The sequence below is a fragment of the Paenibacillus sanfengchensis genome (assembly GCF_036864765.1).
Lineage (GTDB): Bacteria > Bacillota > Bacilli > Paenibacillales > Paenibacillaceae > Fontibacillus > Fontibacillus sanfengchensis.
In genome coordinates this window covers 185,650-203,850 of the sequence record NZ_JBAGJC010000007.1, presented here as the reverse complement: position 1 = coordinate 203,850, position 18,201 = coordinate 185,650, and the positions used below count along the sequence as shown (strand labels likewise).

General features: G+C 47.1%; 17 protein-coding genes and 2 pseudogenes. 12 read left to right on the top strand and 7 right to left on the bottom strand.

What is annotated here, in order from left to right; translation table 11 throughout:
• Positions 1-127: 127 nt before the first annotated feature.
• The 5 genes from V4U84_RS16795 to V4U84_RS16775 all read left to right on the top strand — a co-directional run bounded on the left by V4U84_RS16795 (position 128) and on the right by V4U84_RS16775 (position 4,015).
• Positions 128-760, top strand: coding sequence for a TetR/AcrR family transcriptional regulator (locus V4U84_RS16795; RefSeq protein WP_334074549.1), 633 nt, complete (start codon positions 128-130; stop codon positions 758-760).
• Positions 757-1,611, top strand: coding sequence for an ABC transporter ATP-binding protein (locus tag V4U84_RS16790; protein WP_334074548.1), 855 nt, complete (start codon positions 757-759; stop codon positions 1,609-1,611). Before V4U84_RS16795 ends, V4U84_RS16790 begins: the two co-directional genes overlap by 4 nt.
• Complete coding sequence (locus tag V4U84_RS16785; protein ID WP_334074547.1) at positions 1,608-2,327, top strand: fluoroquinolone export ABC transporter permease subunit; 720 nt, start codon at positions 1,608-1,610, stop codon at positions 2,325-2,327. Before V4U84_RS16790 ends, V4U84_RS16785 begins: the two co-directional genes overlap by 4 nt.
• Complete coding sequence (locus tag V4U84_RS16780; RefSeq protein ID WP_334074546.1) at positions 2,314-3,045, top strand: hypothetical protein; 732 nt, start codon at positions 2,314-2,316, stop codon at positions 3,043-3,045. Before V4U84_RS16785 ends, V4U84_RS16780 begins: the two co-directional genes overlap by 14 nt.
• Positions 3,046-3,247: 202 nt before the next feature.
• The gene (locus tag V4U84_RS16775) at positions 3,248-4,015 is read left to right on the top strand and encodes a TerC family protein (protein ID WP_334074545.1); all 768 of its coding nucleotides are present in this window, start codon (positions 3,248-3,250) and stop codon (positions 4,013-4,015) included.
• A gap of 10 nt (positions 4,016-4,025) precedes the next feature.
• On the opposite strand, the gene V4U84_RS16770 is transcribed toward V4U84_RS16775, so the two are convergent.
• The 6 genes and pseudogenes from V4U84_RS16770 to V4U84_RS16745 all read right to left on the bottom strand — a co-directional run.
• The gene (locus V4U84_RS16770; protein ID WP_334077574.1) at positions 4,026-5,108 is read right to left on the bottom strand and encodes a GerAB/ArcD/ProY family transporter; all 1,083 of its coding nucleotides are present in this window, start codon (positions 5,106-5,108) and stop codon (positions 4,026-4,028) included.
• A gap of 11 nt (positions 5,109-5,119) precedes the next feature.
• Entirely contained in the window at positions 5,120-5,317 is a 198-nt protein-coding gene (locus tag V4U84_RS16765) for a hypothetical protein (RefSeq protein WP_334074543.1), read from the bottom strand.
• A complete protein-coding gene (locus V4U84_RS16760; RefSeq protein ID WP_334074542.1) occupies positions 5,314-6,492 on the bottom strand; it encodes a Ger(x)C family spore germination protein in 1,179 nt (392 codons plus the stop codon). Before V4U84_RS16760 ends, V4U84_RS16765 begins: the two co-directional genes overlap by 4 nt.
• Positions 6,489-8,024 carry a spore germination protein gene (locus V4U84_RS16755; RefSeq protein ID WP_334074541.1) on the bottom strand — a complete coding sequence of 512 codons (1,536 nt, stop codon included), beginning with the start codon at positions 8,022-8,024 and terminating at the stop codon, positions 6,489-6,491. Before V4U84_RS16755 ends, V4U84_RS16760 begins: the two co-directional genes overlap by 4 nt.
• 26 nt (positions 8,025-8,050) lie before the next feature.
• Complete coding sequence (locus V4U84_RS16750) at positions 8,051-8,176, bottom strand: hypothetical protein (protein WP_334074540.1); 126 nt, start codon at positions 8,174-8,176, stop codon at positions 8,051-8,053.
• 35 nt (positions 8,177-8,211) lie between these two features.
• Positions 8,212-8,822, bottom strand: a pseudogene (locus V4U84_RS16745) (SLC5/6 family protein); the annotation flags it as partial.
• Positions 8,823-8,994: 172 nt separating this feature from the next.
• Between V4U84_RS16745 and V4U84_RS16740 the strand changes: the two are divergent.
• The 4 genes from V4U84_RS16740 to V4U84_RS16725 all read left to right on the top strand — a co-directional run bounded on the left by V4U84_RS16740 (position 8,995) and on the right by V4U84_RS16725 (position 14,643).
• Positions 8,995-9,225: a hypothetical protein gene (locus tag V4U84_RS16740; RefSeq protein WP_334074539.1), complete on the top strand. Its 231-nt coding sequence runs from the start codon at positions 8,995-8,997 to the stop codon at positions 9,223-9,225.
• A gap of 254 nt (positions 9,226-9,479) precedes the next feature.
• The gene (ppsA, locus tag V4U84_RS16735) at positions 9,480-12,080 is read left to right on the top strand and encodes a phosphoenolpyruvate synthase (RefSeq protein WP_334074538.1); all 2,601 of its coding nucleotides are present in this window, start codon (positions 9,480-9,482) and stop codon (positions 12,078-12,080) included.
• Positions 12,081-12,302: 222 nt separating this feature from the next.
• Positions 12,303-12,947: a hypothetical protein gene (locus V4U84_RS16730; RefSeq protein WP_334077573.1), complete on the top strand. Its 645-nt coding sequence runs from the start codon at positions 12,303-12,305 to the stop codon at positions 12,945-12,947.
• Positions 12,948-13,272: 325 nt separating this feature from the next.
• The gene (locus tag V4U84_RS16725) at positions 13,273-14,643 is read left to right on the top strand and encodes an FMN-binding glutamate synthase family protein (RefSeq protein WP_334074536.1); all 1,371 of its coding nucleotides are present in this window, start codon (positions 13,273-13,275) and stop codon (positions 14,641-14,643) included.
• A gap of 8 nt (positions 14,644-14,651) precedes the next feature.
• On the opposite strand, the gene V4U84_RS16720 is transcribed toward V4U84_RS16725, so the two are convergent.
• Positions 14,652-15,557 (bottom strand): NAD-dependent epimerase/dehydratase family protein, encoded by a 906-nt coding sequence (locus V4U84_RS16720; protein WP_334074535.1) that lies wholly within the window; start codon positions 15,555-15,557, stop codon positions 14,652-14,654.
• 234 nt (positions 15,558-15,791) lie between these two features.
• Here V4U84_RS16720 and V4U84_RS16715 point away from each other — a divergent pair, with 234 nt between their 5' ends.
• From V4U84_RS16715 to V4U84_RS16705, 3 genes and pseudogenes are all read left to right on the top strand, one after another.
• Positions 15,792-16,412 (top strand): TetR/AcrR family transcriptional regulator, encoded by a 621-nt coding sequence (locus V4U84_RS16715; RefSeq protein ID WP_334074534.1) that lies wholly within the window; start codon positions 15,792-15,794, stop codon positions 16,410-16,412.
• 12 nt (positions 16,413-16,424) lie between these two features.
• Entirely contained in the window at positions 16,425-17,375 is a 951-nt protein-coding gene (locus tag V4U84_RS16710; protein ID WP_334074533.1) for a ketopantoate reductase family protein, read from the top strand.
• Positions 17,376-17,785: 410 nt separating this feature from the next.
• Positions 17,786-18,022 (top strand): annotated as a pseudogene (locus tag V4U84_RS16705) (radical SAM protein); the annotation flags it as partial.
• Positions 18,023-18,201: the final 179 nt, after the last annotated feature.

Below are 18,201 nucleotides of genomic sequence, written 5' to 3'. Positions count from 1 at the left end.
TACCCAAAAGATGCAGGAGGTCCAATCCATTGACATTTTGGACTAGAAGCGTTATTTTATGAATATAAAATAAAAATATTCACAGATACACAATGACGAATGTAATGTAGAGGATGTGCGATTTTAGATGCCCAAAAAATTTACCGATCAGGAACGCGAATGGATCCGGCAAAAGCTGTTGACGGAGGCACGCCATCTATTTGAGAAAGCAGGGCTCCGAAAAACGAGCGTTGAAGAATTAACGAGGGCCGCGGGTATCGCTCAAGGTTCGTTCTACATGTTTTTCGGATCGAAAGAGGAACTATATTATGAACTGCTTCAGGAGGAGGAGCAGCGTATCCGCAAGGCCGTTCTGGAATTGTTCCCTCCTAATGATGTATGCACCAGGGCAAGTATTCAGCGCTTTCTGTTATATTCCTTAAGATTGATGGATGAAAGCCCGTTGCTCAGACAAATGATGGATCGGGGAGAAATGGACCTATTACTCAGGAAACTGCCCCAGCACATGCTCGAACGAAACTTTACCCAGGATCAGGATGCACTTCTACCTGTGATCCAGGCATGGAAGAAAGCCGGCATTTTACCTGAGACTGCACCGGAGTCCATCGTAGGCATGGTCCGAGCCTTGGCGCTTCTGGCACTGCACAAGAATGAGATTGGAGAGGCGCAATTTACGGCAACGATCGAACTGTTGGTCGATTTATTGTCGGCCGGCATGCTCGCCGTGTCTAAGCAGCCGAAAGGAGACGGAAAGTCATGATCGAAGTAAGCGGACTTCAGTTTACGTATCCAAACGGGAAGGAGCGAACGCTACGCGGTCTTGACTTTGTCATTCCAAGCGGGGAGATTTTTGGTTTCTTGGGCCCGTCGGGCGCCGGTAAAAGTACGACACAAAAGCTGCTTATTGGCTTGCTGAAGGGATATCAGGGAAGTGCAAAAGTAATGGGCCATGAAATTCGCGATATCGGCCCCGAGTACTACGAGCGAATAGGGGTTGCCTTTGAATTCCCGAACTTTTACAACAAATTTTCGGTGCTTGAAAATTTAAATTTGTTTCGGTCACTTTATAAGGGAAAGACCGAGGAACCCATGAAATTGCTGGAACAGGTCGATCTTGCGGCTGCCGCAAACATGAAGGTTTCCCAGCTTTCAAAGGGCATGAAGATGAGATTAAACTTCTGCCGAGCGATACTGCACGATCCGGACATTCTCTTTCTGGATGAACCGACCTCCGGGTTGGACCCTGTAAACGCCAAACGGATGAAGGATTTGATCATGGCTAAAAGGGCGGCCGGCAAGACCGTCCTTATCACCACGCACCACATGCAGGCGGCAGAGGAACTCTGCGATCGGGTGGCCTTTATCGTCGACGGGGAAATCAAATTGATCGATTCGCCCAGAGAATTGAAACTACGCAAGGGAAAAAAGGCGGTTCGTGTGGAGTACCGAGAGGAGGGGAAAATCGTGGAAGCGGTTTTCCCTATAGATCGACTCGGGGATAATGATCAGTTTCTTCGGCTCATCCGGAAATCTCCGCCCGAAACCATTCATTCGCAAGAGGCAACCCTCGAACAAATATTCATCGAGGTTACAGGGAGGCAGCTTGTATGAAAGGCGTATCCTTATTCTTGTTTGATCTGCGTTTCCAATGGCGTCACGGTTTTTACGGGGTTTATTTGTTCGTTTGTTTCTGCTATTGGATTCTGCTTCGTTTCGTTCCCGAAAATTATCGGGAAATTACGGCCACGGTACTTACCTTCAGTGATCCCGCAGCCTTGGGACTTATTCTTGCAGGCGGTATAGTTTTGCTGGAAAAAGACCAGGGCATCCACGATCCACTGTTCGTAACTCCGGTTTACGTGCGGGACTATTTGCTGTCGAAGGCGACGTCGTTGACGGTATTGTCTCTTACCGCGGGATGGATCATCCATTTGTCGAGCGGCAGCCTCCCGAGTTCTTCATTCGCTTTTTCTGCGGGGGTTGTTCTAACCTCAACTTTTATGACCTTACTATCGATTGGCGTAGCCGCACGCTATAGAACCGTGAATAGCTTCATTTTAATGACACAGGTCTATGCGATGCCGGTTGTCCTTCCGTTGCTCGGCTTTTTTGATCTCTGGCATTCAAACCTGTTTTTGGGGCTTCCCACTGAAGGAACGCTGCGGTTGCTTCAATTTGACCATAACGGATCACCTGGAAATATGTTGTATTCCCTAACAATTTTAACGGTTTGGAATGTTGCGGTTTATTTCTGGGCTCACCGCTCATTTTCCTGTTTTATACTGAGGGAAGCGGGCAAAGGAGGTGGCGTCCGTGGGAATATATAAAACTCTTCTAATTAAGGATTTTCGACACGCGTGGCAAGATCCCGTGTTGATGGCAGCCCTGTTCGGACCGTTGGTGCTCCTGATTTTATCAAGATACGGTTCTCCTCCAGCCATCCATTGGGTCGAAGTGAATTATGCATTCCAAGTCGAACATTACCGTGGCTTTGCCGCATTATTCCTGGCTAGTACTATCCCTATGTTGACAGGTATGCTTACGGGCCTGCTTATGCTTGACGAACGCGACGAAAACATGATTGTTTATTATGCAGTTACTCCTTTGATGCGAAAAGGTTATTTGCTGTATAGAATGTTACTTCCATTTGTGCTATGCGTTGCTTTATCCGCGCTTTATTTGTCTTTTTCCGCTTTGCAGGCGATTGATTGGAACACGCTCACCTTGATTACATTGCTGTTGTTGGCCCTGGAATCGCCGCTGCTCGCGTTATTCCTTGCCACTTTTTCCGCGAATAAGGTGGAGGGGTTGGCCCTATCCAAACTGGGAGGGATATTAGTAGCAGGGCCGGTGGTGGCGTACTTCGTTCCGGGTTACTGGCAGGTATTAGGAGCCTGGCTGCCTAGCTACTGGCCGGCCAAGGTTCTGCAACTGACCAAAGAAAACGCCCCATCCCTAGCTTATGTTTTCTTATTAAGCGGGTTGTTGCTACATGTTATATGTCTATACTTTATGTTTTCTGTATTTAAAAACAAAGCCTCATAAGTTCTCATAAGTAGATGATTTTCATGCAGACTTTTAAACGATCCAACGTAAGGCACGGAATGAATAGCCGATCCTTCCGGTCCCTGGAGTCCCAGGGACCTTTTCAATTTTGTGTGATAAAGCGGACAGCAATATCAAATAATAAATGACGATTAAGACGTATCCGACGCCGGGAGAGAGCAAACGAAAGGAGCACTGCTGATTGGACACATTTTGGCTGCAATATGTATGGGCTTTGCTTATTCTGATTGGGCTGGAAGGTTTGTTGTCGGCGGATAACGCGCTCGTATTGGCCGTTATCGCAAAACACTTATCGGCTGAACAGAGAAAAAGAGCGATAAATTACGGAATCCTTATGGCTTTTGTTTTTAGGTTCGCCGCTCTTTTTGCCATTTCCTTTATAGCCAATGTTTGGCAAGTACAAGCGATTGGCGCAATTTATCTTTTGTATCTCGGATTAAAACACATCATTAAAGCGCGTAAAAGTAAAGATCCGGAGCCGCTGCATGGTGAAACGGCAGAACCACCCGCAGGCAAAGGCTTTTGGCCTACCGTCGGGAAGATCGCCTTTGCGGATCTGGCCTTTGCCATCGATTCCATACTTGCGGCGGTAGCTCTTGCTTTGGGTCTGCCGGATTCCCCGCTGGGGGAGTTTGGAGGGATGGATGGAGGACAGTTTATCGTCATCGTACTTGGTGGCATTGCCGGATTGATTCTGATCAAGTTTGCGGCTACATGGTTTGTGAAATTGCTGGAGCAGCGCCCCTCTCTGGAGACGACGGCCTATGCCATCGTTGCTTGGGTGGGGGTCAAGCTTACAGTAATTACTCTTGCTCATGAAGATATTGGAATATTGGATCCGCATTTCCCGCATAGTACAACGTGGACACTTATTTTTTATGGGGTTTTGATTGTGATTGCACTCCTGGGGTGGTTTGCTCCATATAGTAAAAAGCCGAAAAATGAATAACAGTCGTGGATCACTTTCCATTCAGTACTTTGTTCTTCGTTTTCTTGGGCCGGAGCAACGCGAATAGAAGTAACGGAACGAGAAGTGCGAAGGCTCCGAACAGGATGGGACGGGTCTCCGTTAACTCGCCCAGTTGCACGGCCGAATCGAAGAACCACATGGAACAAACGAGAGCCAATATGCCGACGGGAGCTGCGGCCAGCTTGGCGTTCAAATTCGGTATCATTAAGCATGTGACTTGGCACAAAAAATAAAGGGTGATCCCGATTTTCAGCAGCGCCGTGGGCATCCACGCCGCCGCGATCACCATATCGAGCCGATCCAGGAAATCGGTAACCCGGAGTTGCCGGATCAGTTCATACGGTGGATCCCAAAACATCGTCGTGAGGTCGGGGCCGAACAGCACCAACTCACCTAAAATCATAATGGTCGTGACGGTGATCCCGACGGCGATGCCAGGCAATATTTCAGCAAGGCGGAAGGTCCGTTGTCCGAATAACAAAGGCATCAGCATCAGCTCGGCAAAATGGCCGAAAGCATAAACGGACGCTTCCGCGACGCCGAGCGGACGCTCCAGCACGGGGCTTAAAAAAGCCAAACGGGCTTGTCCTGTCAAAAGTGCCGGAAGGAAAAACACCATAATCACGAATGGCGGCCCCAGAATGACACTCGCTCTAGCCGTTACGACGATGCCGCTTTTGGCGAAAAGCACGGCCGTAAAGACCGCGGTACTGGCAAGGATGAACAAAGGGGTCATCGGAAGCAGGTAAACATTCAGCAAACTGACCAGAAAACGGATGTCGTGTGAAATAGTAAAGATAAAGACGAATCCGTAAAGGAGAAGAACGCCTTTACCGACCCAAGGCCGCCGTGAAATCATGGCGTCAACCAGCGAAACATTCGGGAACCGCCGCTGCACAGCGTCCATTATCCCCAGGGGAAGAAGAACTGCGATTCCCGCTATTATGTATCCCATCCAGGCATCCTGCCGTGCCGCAAGAATCATCGGAACAGGCGGATGTTTGATCCCTATAGACACCATAAACAGCACGGCGATCATATTCGTTTGCAGTTTGGAAACGTTTTGTTGCATCCGGAAACCTCCTAACGAAAGATACCGTCCATCCAATTCCCCGGTCGCGGGAAATCGGGGCGGCTCGTCATCCAAACCCAGATTAGAATGCTTGCTGTATATAGAACCCCGGCAAACCACCGATTCGCCGCGGAGGCGGATTTATATTCTTTCCACTCCGAAATGAGGGAAAAAACAATCAAGACGACGACCGGGGCTAAATCTTTCATGAGGAAGGTTTCAACTCCTTTGATTTTCGGTCGAGCGATCGAATTAACGCTCCGTCATTTTCCATGTTAACGTTTGACTTAACTTTAATCTTGACTTGGGGAAATTCGGACTCCTCCCAGCGATCGCGCAGGCGGGTCCAGTGGTTTCGGTAACGCCGGTGCACCGCGTCTCCGAAGCCTAGAGCATCCGATTTATGCTTTTGCAAGGCGGCGACGGCGTCTTCGACCAACCGGGTGACCTGTTGCTCCGCCGCAGTCTCCAACAGGGCGCGCCGACGGTAGTCCGTTGTATCAGAATCGGACGTATTTTCGGCAAGGTTCGCCGTCATGGTCAACGAAATGTCCATCTCGATCCGGCCGTTCTTGAGCACCGGCCGAATATGCGACTCGGGCTTAGTCATCTGTAGAACAGCTTTTTTCCGTTCCTCTCCTGGAACCAGTACTTCGATCGCCGGATTCCGCGCTTGACCCATCGCCAACAATAAACCGGTAGCTAAGCGGTCCTCCAGTATGATCGCTAATTTATCATGTTTGAATACAGCAATCCCCGCCAACTCAACGGTAGTCTTTTGGTCCTTTTTCAAATTCGCCGCCGCCGGAATTTTACGGATCGCCGGAGCGATCGGGTCAATCCCTTCGGTCAACAGGGAATACACAAAGATTCGCATGTTAATCGGTTCAAGCGTGGCCATTTGAGCAAGTTCACGAATCATTTCCGCAGGGGTTCTCTCGAGCGGAGCTTCCGCGGTGAGCACTTCCTTGGCTTCGCCCATCGCAACGAGCGGGAACGAACTCAACCGGTTTTGGGGAAACCGGAAAATCGAATCGAATAGAGGAATGACGCCTTGCCGAGCAAGCGAATCACTGACGATCAGCACCCGGCGGTGGGAGAAGTGGAGAATCCGCGAAAGATGCTTCTGTTCCGCCTCCCTTGTGGCGGGGATCGTCCGACCAAAGGCGGATTCTACGTGCCATGCTTTCGAACCCGAACTTCCGCCGCCGCCCTGCGGACCTCCCATTTGTCCGACCGCTGCAATCTGCATCGTACTGCGATAGCCTCCATCTTCCATATCGATGGCGGAGCCAACGATAAAGGCAACGTCGTTGATTTCTTTCCGATCCCAACAACCGGCCAGCAGCACCAGACAAACGATCGAGATACCCATTTTTTTCATGGAGACTTTCCACCATCCTTTGAATCACCGCCTTGCGAGAGCCTTCCGTTCTTCATCCGATTACGGTTACGCGACGAAAAGGACGGACGCCGGCTCATTGCCCACCAAGGGGCGCGAATCAGAATATCTTTCTGATCTCCCTTGCGGAATGGCGCGACCCCGGTGAGGTACGGTACACCAAGAGAGGTCAGTCCGCATAGATGGATCACCGTCCAAACCGTCCCCATGACGACGCCATAAACTCCAAACATGCTGGCAAGCAGCATCAACGGAAATCGAAGCATCCGTACAGTAATCGCCAAATTGAACCTAGGAATCGTAAACGAAGCGATACCCGTTAAAGAAACGACGATCACCACCGGGGCGGACACGATTCCCGCTTCCACGGCGGATTGTCCGATCACCAATGCTCCTAATATGCTGACTGCTTGTCCGATGACTTTCGGTAACCGAATGCCCGCTTCCCGCAGCGCTTCGAACGAAATTTCCATAATCAGCGCCTCGATCAGGGCGGGGAAAGGAATCGCTTCCCGTGCCGCTGCGATGCTGAACACTAAGCTGGTAGGCAACATGTCTTGATGGAACGTCGTCACGGCAATATACAGAGCGGGCAAATACAGCGCAACGAATAAGAAACTGTAACGAAGCCATCGCAACAAATTCCCGATAAAATAACGTTCATAGTAATCTTCGCTAGAATGCATCAACTGCCAAAAGGTGATTGGCCCCGACAGGACAAACGGTGTACCGTCGACCAGAACGATCACGCGTCCTTCCAGCAGCATCGCCGCGGCGGTATCCGGCCGTTCCGTGTACTGAAGCTGCGGAAAGGGGGAAAAGGGATGATCTTCGATAAACTCTTCGATATACCCGCTTTCAAGGATGCCGTCGATTTGAATGGCCCGAATGCGCTCCAACACTTTTTGAACGATTTGCTCATCGGCCACACCTTTTAAATAAGCGACATACACCGTCGTTTTGGTTTGCTCCCCAACGAGGGCCGATACCATCTTTAGCTGAGGTGTTTTCATTTTGAAGCGGAGGAGGGCGGTATTTTTTTGAATATCCTCCGTAAACGCTTCTTTCGGACCGCGGATGCTTACTTCCGTCGTCGACTGCTCGACAGATCGTCTTGAGCCACCCTTGACGTGAACGATAACCGCTTCGGCGCATTGATCCATCAACAGAACGGCGCTGCCTTCCGTTAGCTCGCTGACGATATCGGCCAACCGCGTGAAGGTGGTGGAGGACGGAACAGAGAGAAGACTTTCACTCAGAAGCTTCGCCGGAGACGACTCGTCCCCGAGAGCGGTGGAGGCTTCAATGAACGGGCGAAGGGCATTGTCACTCAATTCCTTCGTTTCCACTAATCCGCCGATATAGATAAGGCACGCTTTCGTTCCGTTTACCACGGTTAGTTGCCGAAAGATCACATCGGCACAATCGGTGAATACGTCCTGCAGCGTTTGAACGTTGCGATCCAATTCGAGGACGAGTTTCCCCGTCGGTATGGCGGCTTCTTTATTGGACATCCTGGATCTTCCCCCGTTAACCCGGCTCATAAGCGCTGTTTGAATTCCGCATCATCGACAACCAAAGTTTGCCACAGCAGGAATTTATTTATGCGCTGTTTCTTGGGGGAAAAAGGTAAAATGAAAAAAACAATAACAAAGGCAATCTTCACGGTGACGCACCACCTGAAGATTGCCTTTGTTTTTTCTACAATTTAAGAATTCCGGTGGTGTGCAGCAGCATCAGGAACACGAGTACCGGAGCGATATACCGACCATGAACAGCCACACCCGGAACCAGCCCGCTTTAAGCCCTGCGGCTTCAACAGCGTTCTTCCAGAAATATCCCACAAAGACGGTAGTAATGAGTCCGCCTATCGGCAACAGAATATTCGATGTGATGAAATCAAGCCAGTCAAAGAAACTTTTCCCGCCCATATCCGTTAGAGCCAACGTGATTCCAAAGGAGAAGGCCGAAGGGAGTCCGACCAGCGGCACCAAGACGCTGATCAGTACTACCGACTTCACCCGTCCCTAGCCCCAACGATCCATGGCGAAGGACACCGGTACTTCAAGCAGTGATACCGCGGAAGTTAACGCCGCTATCGCCAACAGTACGAAGAACAGTCCGCCGAAGAAGGCTCCCAGCGGCATCGCCGAGAATGCGGCGGGGAGCGCCATGAAGACGAGGGACGGACCCGCGATGAACGCATATATCAAGACCCCGGCTCCGATCGCAAGCGTAGCCGCTCCAAGGGACTGACGCTTGTCCACATAAGCTCCATAGGTAAGCGTCCAGCCGGCAACGATGGAAAAGGAGGCGGTGAAGAGTTCGCAAGGGGAGGGGAAGGGACTAGTGCCCCTTAAGATATCGTAGTAGAAAAAAAATCGTATTGAACTCACGGAGATCAAGGGGCCGGCCAGGGGCACTTTCCAACCCTTATAACTCCGAAAAGATGCAAATCTGCAGGCATTTTAGGCAGATCACCAGATGGATTCGAAAAAAGATGCAAATCTGCAGGCGTTTCTGGCGATTTTAGAGAACCGAGCCGATTTTGTCGAAAATTCCTGCAGAATTGCAGGAATTTTGAAAATTTTGGCCCCCAACAAGAAAAAACATGCGCATATGCAGGAATTTTATGTTTTCAAGGATGACTGGCGGGGCACTAGAGCTTGCGTTCCTGGCGGCCGTCTTATCGAGACAGTCGAATCGCAGGCATAGTGTCGTCGTCGGTCAAAATCGGCTTCACTTAGAAAAGCTAGGGGAGATCAAATAAAGAGATGGAGGAGTGAAAAATAAAAACCTGATAGTTTATCAGGTTTGTGGATTGCATAAATGTAAGCTCAATGTTATAATCAGAGCGCAAGTCTTTTATTTATTGTTACATGTACCGCATTTTACATCTTAATAGTATCATGGCGGCAAACTCGTGTCAACTGTTTTTTTCTCAAATCGATGGTTAGGAGAGATGTTCAATGAGTTCTATTGTTCTAGGCTTTCAGGAAATGGATAAAACACAGCATTCGCTCGTCGGAGGAAAAGGGTTGAATTTGGGGGAACTATCCAAAATCCAAGGAATACGCGTGCCGGAAGGATTTTGTGTTACAACCGCGGGATATCGACAAGCCATTGAACATAATGAAACGTATCATGCATTATTGAATCGACTAGCCACGCTAAAAGAAGAAGATCGAGAGCAAATTGGTGAAATCAGCAGGAAGATCAGGGAAACGCTGATGGAAGTAGAAATTCCTTCCGATGTTGTGAAAACAGTTACTCACTATCTCTCCCGGTTTGGCGAGGAACATGCTTATGCCGTGCGTTCTAGCGCGACTGCCGAAGATTTGCCGCATGCCTCTTTTGCCGGTCAACAAGACACCTATTTAAATATCGTCGGCGTCGATGCCATCATGCAGCATATCCGCAAATGTTGGGCCTCCCTGTTTACGGAGCGCGCGGTTATCTACCGGATGCAAAACGCATTCGACCACCGTCAAGTTTATTTATCCGTTATCGTTCAAAGGATGGTTTTCCCGCAGGCTTCAGGGATTTTATTTACCGCTGATCCGATGACCGGAAACCGAAAGCTGCTATCGATCGATGCCAGTTTTGGACTTGGCGAAGCGTTGGTCTCCGGCTTGGTATCTGCCGATGGTTATAAAGTACGGGAAGGGGAAATCATCGAGAAGAGGATAGCTACCAAAACATTGGCGATCTATGGACGGAAAGAAGGCGGGACGGAGACCCGGCAGATCGATTCCGATCAGCAGAAGACTCAAACGCTTACTGAAGAACAAATTTTACAACTGGCACGCATCGGAAGACAGATCGAAGCTTATTTCGGCCAGCCGCAAGATATTGAATGGTGTTTGGCTGACGGCACTTTTTATATTGTCCAGAGCCGTCCAATCACGACTTTATACCCGATCCCTGAAGCGAATGATCAAGAAAATCACGTTTATCTATCCGTTGCTCATCAACAAATGATGACAGATCCCATTAAACCATTGGGATTGTCTTTTTATCTGTTAATTACTCCCGCGCCTATGCGTAAAGCCGGTGGAAGGTTATTTGTCGACGTTGCACCTATGCTGGCTTCACCTGCCGGTAGAGAAACTTTAGTAAATACCCTCGGACAATCCGATCCGCTCACAAAAGACGCACTCATGACCATAGTAGAGCGAAATTTTATAAAATTGTTACCAAATAATCAAACAGCACCGGTTCCGGGCAAAAGCAACACAGATATGCTGACCCAACTCGAAAACAATCCGACCATCGTTTCCGAGTTGATTAAGCGTACTCAAACATCTATTGAAGAGTTAAAGCAAAACATCCAAACGAAATCTGGATCTGATTTGTTTGATTTTATCCTGGATGATATCCAGCAGCAATTAAAGAAGATTTTATTTGATCCGCAAAGTACGGCTGTGTTTATGTCTGCTATGGAGGCTTCCTCATGGATCAATGAAAACATGTACAAATGGTTGGGCGAAAAAAACGCGGCAGATACGGTTTCTCAATCCGTGCCAAACAATATTACTTCGGAAATGGGGTTGGCATTATTGGATGTCGCGGATGTGATTCGCCCTTATCCGGAAGTCATAAATTATTTAGAACAAGCAAAAGAGGATGACTTTTGGGGAGAACTGGTTAAGTTTAAGGGCGGACAGGAAACCCGTGATGCGATCTATGATTATCTCGGCAAATACGGAATGCGGTGTACCGGAGAGATCGATATTACGAGAACTCGATGGAGCGAAAAACCAATCACTCTCGTCCCGATGATTCTTGGCAACATCAAAAACTTTGAGCCAAATGCCAGCAGTCGGAAATTTGAACAAGGGCGGAAGGAAGCTTTGGCAAAAGAACAAGAGTTATTGGAACGATTGAAGGCATTGCCTGATGGCGAACAAAAGGCTAAAGAAACCAAACGAATGATCGATCTGATTCGAAATTTCATTGGGTATAGGGAGTATCCCAAATACGGTTATGTTAGCCGCTACTTCGTTTATAAGCAGGCTTTACTGAAAGAAGCCGAGCGACTCGTGCAATTCGGCGTTATTCGTGAACAAGAAGATATCTACTATCTGACTTTTGAGGAACTTCATGAAGTCGTGCGCACCAATCAATTGGATTACCGGATCATCAGCAAACGAAAAGACGAGTACAAATTATATGAAAAACTAACTCCGCCGCGCGTTATTACTTCTGATGGCGAAATCATTACAGGCAGGTACAAACGGGAACATCTCCCCGCCGGAGCCATTGCGGGTCTAGCTGTTTCTTCCGGAGTGATAGAGGGGCGGGCACGTGTCATCTTAAACATGGAAGATGCTGATCTGGAAGATGGAGATATATTGGTCACCGCCTTTACCGATCCCAGCTGGACACCGCTGTTTGTATCCATCAAAGGCCTGGTCACCGAGGTTGGGGGACTGATGACTCATGGCGCGGTTATTGCACGTGAATATGGCTTACCCGCCGTTGTTGGAGTGGAGAATGCCACAAAACTGATCAAGGACGGGCAACGGATTCGCGTGCATGGAACGGAAGGGTATATCGAAATATTGTAATGGGTTGATTGTGCGATGAACCCGACGGCGCATAGGATAGATAAGAAGGATATTTTCAACTTAAGTGCTCAGAATAGTTGCACTAGGCAGGGAGGACCTAAGGATTCGATATACCAACTTTCACTGTTTGTGTTTCTAATTCCTCACATGGGTAATAACTCATAATGAGCACTAACCGATTGCAGATATCTGAAATCATTAAAAATAGAAAGGCGTGATCACGTGTATCAAAAGTATTCTACTTTCATGAAAATCTCGATTTTCGTCATGGTTCTATCGCTTACAGCTTGCTCAGGAGCAACTGAACCTTCCGCCAGCCCTGAAACTTCAACACCGGCTAATGAATCGGCCACGGCTCCTGCGGCTGAGAACGAGAAAGCTCCCCTTCCCGAAGTGACGCGTCCCCAGACCGAAACATTTGATTTGATGACTGGTGAGGGCAACCAATCACACACGGCCACTTTGCATCAAGGTGAGGGCTTTTCTTTATATGTATTCGAAAAGTTTGCATTCGACGCTGCCGAAGGACGTCTGTTTCTTAGCAGCAATCCGGAATACGATGTCAAAATCGGATCGCTACCTGCAAATTATGATCTAAAGCAGCTCGAAACTGCAGGAAAGGCGGAATTGGAAAAGTTCGGCGAAGTATCCGATTTTAGTGGTGAGCTTGTCGAGCATCCCCTGGGTTCCGCCGAGATCTATCTTCAAGCCTCGAGTGGTGAAGGGATTCGCGATTATATCGTGTGGAAGTCGGAAACAGGTGACGCGTTCCTGTTCCGTCTTCGCAATCCAAAAGGTGAGGAAGCTTCGGATTTTGCCGGTCCGGTCCTCGTTTCGTTATCTACGGTTCAAAGGGATTCAAAATGAATGAGGTTCTCGTGCCGATTCAATTTCTCCATCCAGACAACGAGAACTTTGCTAAAGGGACATCCGAGGGTACCCAAAAGCATCCTACTTTATCAAACATAACCGGGCGGGGGACGCCTTAAAGTTGTCAAATGAGAAGAACATATAGATATTGAAAGCCGGAGAAGTTGCGGCTTTTTTGTTTTAGGTCGTTAAGTATACGGAATCCCATGAATAGGATGGGCTCATTAACAAATAATAAGTCAATACATAACAGCCAATCCATTTCCTTTCATAATACTAGCGGTGCTATGTAAAGAACATTAGCGCACAAGGGGGAATTTCATTGTTTCGTTGGATAATTCGCAAAATGACGAATGGTGTAATGGACACCATGGTGGACCATTATATGAAGCGTATGATGCAAGATCCATATACGGAAAATGTGTTTTCCATGTTTACAATTATGCAAAAGCTGACGCCGCAGGTGATCATTGAAGCCGGGATACGGGCGGAAAGCGGAAAAGCAATCAAACGTACTTTGGGAAGTCCGATTGTGTTGTCGGACTGGCAGAAAATTTTGCTTAACCCCGTTCATATGTTCCGCTTGCCCACGCAAGACGACGTACAAATCCAAACAGGCGTCACTATTGGTCCTCAAGCGAAAAAGCCACTACATCTGGAAATTCCTATTCTCATCAGCGGCATGTCTTATGGTGGAGCCCTAAGTTTGAAGGTGAAGGTCGCTTTGGCTCGCGGTGCCAGTAAAGCCGGTACGGCAACCAACTCAGGAGAAGCCCCTTTAATCGAAGAGGAGCGAAGGGAAGCCAAGTTTTTCATCGGCCAGTATCATCGCGGCGGATGGATGAACAACGATGAATCTCTCCGGCAATTGGACGCTATAGAAATCCAGCTCGGTCAAGGAGCTCTTGCGGCCGCCCCGAAATCGATGGGATCGCACCAGATTGAGCAGGATTTGCGGATCGCCAAAAAACTGGAACCCGGCGAAAATGCCGTCATTCATTCCCGTATCTTGGGAGTAAACAAAACGGAGGACATTATTTCACTGGTACAGAACTTGAAAAGCAAATACGGAGTGCCGGTAGGCATTAAAATCTGTGCGACTCATTTTATGGAACGGGAGTTGGAGGTGGCCGTTCAAGCGAAAGTCGATTATTTTGTCGTGGATGGTGCGGAAGCAGGAACGCAGGGAGGTCCGACAACACTTCTGGATGACGTCGGGCTGCCAACGTTATTTGCGTTGGCAAGAACGGTTCAATATTTGGAAGAACGCGGAGTCAAACAAAGCATTTCCGTCATCGCTAGTGGGGGGTTAACGACTCCGGGGCACTTTCTCAAAGCAATGGCATTAGGGGCGGACGCGGTCTACATCGGTTCAATCGCCCTGATAGCCCTACTTCAGACGCAAATGGCGGAGGCGCTGTCGACCGCCCCCCCGCCGCAAATCCCTTTATATTTGGGAAAGTTCAAAGAAGATTTGGACGTTGAAAAGGGTGCTGAACATTTGGCCAATTTCCTCAAGTCGTCCGTCGAAGAAATGAAATTAGTCGCTTACGTCCTTGGCAAAACGGATTTGGCACAAATCAACAAAATGGATCTGGTTACAGTGGACCGGGAATTAGCCCAAGTATTGCAGATCGATTATGCCGGTTTCCCTCCGGGTAAGCAAAAACCCGCCCCAGGAACTAACTTATAATCTGATTATTATATGTTTGTTTTAGATAAAGCAAGCTGATCTTCAGGCAGCGCTTTCGTTGTACCGTCGTGATTAAGAACACTTCGCCATGAATAATGCGGTTCATATCCAAGAATATTCCTGGCCTTATCTATTGCCATCAGCGTCTCATGTCCCTGCACCTCTCTCTTTAAGGACACATTGGGAAAAAATCGTTTGACCAAATCCTGGCTAAGATCCGGCATGATGGTGTCCGGAGCTGTGATATGGAATACCTGATTACCTAAATTGTCCTTCTCTATTGCAAGAAGACAGGCCTTAGCTGCATCTCTAACATCACAATAGGCCCAGGCGTTTTTCTTTTGAATATCCTTTTGTTCATCATTCCAATGCATGATCGGGATTTTTTCATATTCATCAGGTTCATACATATTCGCAAAGCGCAGGGTGACGAGCTGTTGATTCGTAAGTTTGTGATACATGCCAGTTAGGTATTCGGTCAGAAGCTTCGCCATGGCATACGATGACTTTGCTGTAGTTGGATGCTCCTCATCAACAGGAAGGTAATCAAGTTGTTCCGGAACAAAAGGATAGCCCAAAACCGTTTCGCTTGATGCCCATACCAGCTTGGGGATTTTAAAATCTTTACATGCTTCAAGGATATTAAAGTTAACCAGCATATTATTCTCGAATATCGCCTGGGGGGTATTCCTTACATCGGTTGGGATGTTCCCAAGATGGACAACGGCATCTTTTCCCATCAAAAGCTGACAGACTTGACCATAATCACGTAACTCCGCTTGAATAAAATTTTTTGATGCAGATTCCTCCCTTAATAATCGATCTGTGGCTATAACATCATGACCGGCTTCCATTATGGTTCTTACCGCCCATCGGCCGATTTTTCCGGCTGCTCCTGTCACCACTACTTTCATCGTGCTCCACCCCTTATTCATATTTCCGGTCCAGAGTTGACCTGAGATCCTTGTTAGATTTCCCGTTACTTTCCGGTTTTATTACTCTGCAGATCCGCAGCATTTTCTATTCACTTTTGGCGTAAAGCCTGGCACGGTTTTCCGGAATACGATGCCAAAGTTAAACAATGTTGACAATCTCAAAATTCGTGCTATATTTAAACCGTCGGTCGGTTTATTTAATGGAGGTAAAACATGTCAAGATCAAACGATAAATATGAGAATAAAAGAAATGAACTTTCAAAAGAAATATTTGATATTTTTATCAAGTATGGATACGAAAACACAACGCTTTCTTTAATTGTAAAGGAACTTAATATCTCAAAAGGAGCGTTTTATCATTATTTTGCTACCAAGGAAGCATGCGCTGACGCGGCTGTATCATTGTATGCAAAAGATTGTTATCAGAAGGTTACTGGACAGATTAATGGAAAATTACCGGCAGAGGTCAACCTTAAAAATCTAATTATTTCTTGTATTGAATTATTCAAAGAAAATGAGATGAAGTTGGAAAGTATAAATACTACATCTAACGCAATTTTCCATCAAAAATTAATGGTAGCATTGGTTAAAACATTAGCTCCTTTATATGCAAAAATTATCGAACAGGGTATTCAGGAAAAAATATTTGAAACAGAGCATCCACTTGAGACAGCAGAGATGATCCTCACGTTAACGAACTTCTATTTTGATGCGGATTTGTTTGGCTGGGAGCCGAAAGAGATGCCCACCAAATTAAAAGCTTTCGATAACTTCCTTACAAACGCTCTGAAAGCAAAGCCAGGGTTGCTTTCTTTTCTTCACCATTTTGAATAGAGGAGTATTACTATGAACGTATTAATCGTCGGCACCGGCGTGATCGGATCGCTTTATGGATGTGCCTTGTCCCAAAAACACCATGTGTTTCACTATGTCCGTCAGGAGAAGCTGGCACTTTTGAACAAAAATAAAATCACCTTTGATTTTATTGACGAGCGTCAGGATAAAAAACATCAGAATACAACCGGCAGTTATACATATCACTGTGTTGATGATGCGAAGGGCAACTATGATTTAATTATAGTTCCTGTAAAAACCATTCAGCTACCAGAAGTTCTGCGTACACTGGCAGCACAGGTTCCGAATGCAAATTACCTTCTTATGACATTGGATTGGAACATGAGCAGCGAATATGACAAAATACTCGGCAAGAACCATTATGTTGTGGGATACGCAGGCGGAGGCGGGACTTTCCGTGGAAATCAGCTCTGGGCCAATTTAGGAGACGATATGATGCTTGGGGCAGTCTATCCGGAACAGCAGTCGCTTCTAAACAATGTGTCCGAACTGTTTAAAAGCTGTGGTATTATACCTCAAATAGAAGAAAATCCGTTGCATTGGTTATGGGTGCATAATGTTGGATCGGCTCCATTAGGTGCGGCTCTTGCAAAGTATCGCGATATCAATACATTGCTGAGTGATAAGCGGCTTATTAAAACGTCGTTTAAAGCTATGCGGGAATGCTACAAAATTTGTGAAAAACGGGGGGTCAACTTAAAAAAGTATGGGGAGGTAAAAATGATCTCACTTCCACTATTCTTATTGTACCCGATGTTTCGATTAAATTTTACTAAAAATCCTGTAATGCAAAGATATACTGCCCATGCGGTAGATAGCATTGATGAAATGGTGCAGAATTTTAAAGAGATTTTTGAAACCGGCTTAGGATTAGGCATTAATATGCCAAACATGCAATTTCTAATGAATATTGTTTCATCTATGGACAATTCAAAGAATTAAGTTAAGTGCGGCCGCCCCTGATATTTCGAGGGGCCGATCATATGCTTGTCTTAACTCATGCGGAACAACTAGCAAATTGCATCCAACATTTTAACACCGCTGCCTATTTGAGAGTCATTGAAAAGGCGCAGTATACCAACATGGCCGCCATGATTATTTTAAATGGATGTCATAACGTACCAAGAGTTTTTGGAAGAGCGAGCCAAGCAGGTTCCAGCTGAAGGTGCTTATAAACCCTACCGTTCCCAAAAGTAAAGAGAACGAAAGATAATGTAAGTAAGAGGTTGAATAGGGAACAATGAAGGTTGCTGTTACCGTTACTCCCATAAGAACGCCTTTTGGATTTATAAACTGTAAGATGAGGCCTGTAAGGAAAACGTTTCCCATTCCGGTATCGTTTTCCTTATCCCGGGTGGAAATCATATTGTGTTTCAACTCAGTGCGGTTGTGAGTATGGGTGCAAGTTTTGCGCCACCGGTACGATCGGACTGAAAAGAAATTTGACGCCCGACGAAATTACCGATCAATTGCTATATTTTCACTTGAACAGTCACAGCTTGGACAGCGTCTCCTTTATGGGGATGGGGGAGGCGCTCGCTAACCCGCATATTTATGATGCTTTGAACATCTTGACCGACTATAATCTTTTGTGCAATTACCTTATTTCCTTCTGCAACAACATACTTCATTTCGGGGTCCCGCCAACATTTTAACGAAAATATACGCTGAGCCTTCGGAGGTGACCGACTTAGCGTTTTTTCTTACTCTAGGCTAAAGCAATCCTGACCTGACGATCTCAGATGACCACAGTAGTTGGTGGTTAGTA

Excerpts from the sequence above, each read along its gene's own strand:
- V4U84_RS16765 (WP_334074543.1), bottom strand. The coding sequence starts at position 5,317 with ATGAAAGATTTAGCCCCGGTCGTCGTCTTGATTGTTTTTTCCCTCATT.
- V4U84_RS16790 (WP_334074548.1), top strand. The coding sequence starts at position 757 with ATGATCGAAGTAAGCGGACTTCAGTTTACGTATCCAAACGGGAAGGAG.
- ppsA (WP_334074538.1), top strand. The coding sequence starts at position 9,480 with ATGAGTTCTATTGTTCTAGGCTTTCAGGAAATGGATAAAACACAGCAT.
- V4U84_RS16770 (WP_334077574.1), bottom strand. The coding sequence starts at position 5,108 with ATGCAACAAAACGTTTCCAAACTGCAAACGAATATGATCGCCGTGCTG.
- V4U84_RS16795 (WP_334074549.1), top strand. The coding sequence starts at position 128 with ATGCCCAAAAAATTTACCGATCAGGAACGCGAATGGATCCGGCAAAAG.
- V4U84_RS16710 (WP_334074533.1), top strand. The coding sequence starts at position 16,425 with ATGAACGTATTAATCGTCGGCACCGGCGTGATCGGATCGCTTTATGGA.
- V4U84_RS16785 (WP_334074547.1), top strand. The coding sequence starts at position 1,608 with ATGAAAGGCGTATCCTTATTCTTGTTTGATCTGCGTTTCCAATGGCGT.
- V4U84_RS16715 (WP_334074534.1), top strand. The coding sequence starts at position 15,792 with ATGTCAAGATCAAACGATAAATATGAGAATAAAAGAAATGAACTTTCA.
- V4U84_RS16720 (WP_334074535.1), bottom strand. The coding sequence starts at position 15,557 with ATGAAAGTAGTGGTGACAGGAGCAGCCGGAAAAATCGGCCGATGGGCG.
- V4U84_RS16755 (WP_334074541.1), bottom strand. The coding sequence starts at position 8,024 with ATGTCCAATAAAGAAGCCGCCATACCGACGGGGAAACTCGTCCTCGAA.
- V4U84_RS16760 (WP_334074542.1), bottom strand. The coding sequence starts at position 6,492 with ATGAAAAAAATGGGTATCTCGATCGTTTGTCTGGTGCTGCTGGCCGGT.
- V4U84_RS16740 (WP_334074539.1), top strand. The coding sequence starts at position 8,995 with ATGGATTCGAAAAAAGATGCAAATCTGCAGGCGTTTCTGGCGATTTTA.